The organism is Pseudomonas neustonica (assembly GCF_003797945.1).
Classification (GTDB): Bacteria; Pseudomonadota; Gammaproteobacteria; order Pseudomonadales; family Pseudomonadaceae; genus Halopseudomonas; species Halopseudomonas neustonica.
This window is the reverse complement of record NZ_RKKU01000065.1, coordinates 1-1946: the sequence shown is the minus strand read 5'-3', so window position 1 is coordinate 1946 and position 1946 is coordinate 1. Positions and strand designations below refer to the sequence as shown.

Annotated in this window: 1 protein-coding gene; it reads right to left on the bottom strand. The window is 51.4% G+C overall.

The genetic code is table 11. The features are described 5' to 3' along the window. Nucleotides 1-249 precede the first annotated feature (249 nt). Nucleotides 250-1140, bottom strand: a complete 891-nt coding sequence (locus EF096_RS20100; RefSeq protein WP_123891513.1) for a hypothetical protein — start codon at nucleotides 1138-1140, stop codon at nucleotides 250-252. Nucleotides 1141-1946: the final 806 nt, after the last annotated feature.

The window sequence follows — 1946 nt, the reverse complement described above, 5'->3', positions numbered from 1 at the left end:
AGCTTCATACACGTTCTGACGCGCTATCGACACTGATCTTGGCAAATGTCCGGGAAAACGCCTCGCCCAAGAGCACTGGGCTTAGTCATCCAACATACGAAAAGTGTTTTTACACACTCTGGGCCGAAACCGGACTGTCCCACATGGTTTAGCGGGTCTCTTTGAGGCGTGGTGATGGCTGCAACCCCAAGATCGAATCAATGACGCAAAAAAACCGCCCGTAAGGCGGTTCATTCATACCGACAAATCCTAATCGTAAGTTTCACCGCCGTTGTTCTCGCAGTCCGTTATCCACCGACTATTGGTGACCTCGGCAACGTCCAATAGCGATAGGCCTAGCTGATCATTGTAACCCTTCAGACGCTCCCATATTTCTCCACCGGGCGAGTATCGGAGCGCTTTAATGAACTCGAGCTCTGCACCCCTCTCATCGCACCTGACGATCGCGTATGGAAAATTTGCGTCGGCATTGCCGACTATGCAATAAGCCTCGCGTAACTTCGGCTCAGTTCCGGTGATACTTTGGATGATTGAGTTATACAGTGGCTTGGCTGCCGCACCAGTGAAATAACTCGCGCTATCGGTCTTTGAATAAAGACTGACTAGCCAGACAGTTAGCTTGAATGCGAATTTGCCTTGTAGATTGGCGAAGGTAATAACAACGGGCGTATGGTAAGAAGGTCTGTAATCAATTTCTGCAGGAGTCAGTTGCTCTTTGTACGTTATGGGCTCCCCAGCTGAAGGGGAGAAAATGGTTTCGTAGTACCTCTTTTCCTGTGGCAGCAATGAATCAGGCCTTGTGTAGCTGGTCACCACATACTGTGATGGATCAACAGATCTATCGACTAGGTAATCACGTGCCTTTTCCGGCAGTCGCCACGGCGCATCACGACCAACGCACATGATTCTTTTGGCGTCATGCTGCGGCATCTCAAGCAATGCAATAGCTACATCGGTATCGCCTGCGATCTTGTCTGGCAACAAAGCGCTTGCGCTATTCCAATCGTTAAATCCCAGCAGGCGACTGAGTGTCTCGCGCTGCAGAGCCAACTGGCTGTCGCGACCAAGTGAAAGGGAAGTGGAATGGAGGATCTGGGAAAGTAGTTTTATTTGAGAGCGTGATAGAACAGACGTAGCCATACATGACTCCAGACGATCGATCCATGTGCATCTGGTTCCCCCTGTTACAGACACTAGATCGGCTCGATTAGGTCTTGTATGAAAACAACGCTCGCAATAGCGGAGCTTGGGAAGGCATTTACGTTGCACTTGCATGCGATGAGGGACGCTGGGGCTTCCAAACCGACTTATAGGTTATGACATGTAAGGATTGAATGCAACGCTAGTCGCCGGTTATGTCTATGCGGACCTAGTATTTGTAGACACTCGATAGCAGCCTTTGGCGCGCTCAGCCAAATCGCGAAAGGCGGCCTACGGCCAAAATCTGCCCTTCTCCTGTTGTTCCTTGTGGCCAAGAAACAACCCCCTACTAGAGAAAGGTGGGATACGCTACATCACTGATCAACATCACGCAGCGCTTGCAGTTGCTCTGCACTCGGTTTGTAGCGTTCTGTCATCGTTCCCGCGACCTTTATTGCTCCAGCCTCCACCGTGTAGACGCTTGTGTGACCAACGCAGCCACCGAAGCCACGGGAGCTACCCAAGCTCTGACCTGGATATACATTCTTCTCTCCAGCGAGAACCCAGACCGGCTCGAGGCCAGCCTTCACAAGCATGCTTAGGAAGTAATCACGCGAGACAACTGCAGCGCCGGAGCCACGCTCATTCGAGGATGGGTCTTGCCATCTGAGAACTCCCTGGGGTTCTACCCCGTTACTGCGGACACTCTTGAAAAGAGGCACAATGTGCCAAAGGAGTGTTCATGTCCAAACGCAGAAAATACAGCCCTGAATTCAAGCGCGAAGCCATCGCGCTATCTCGCCAGC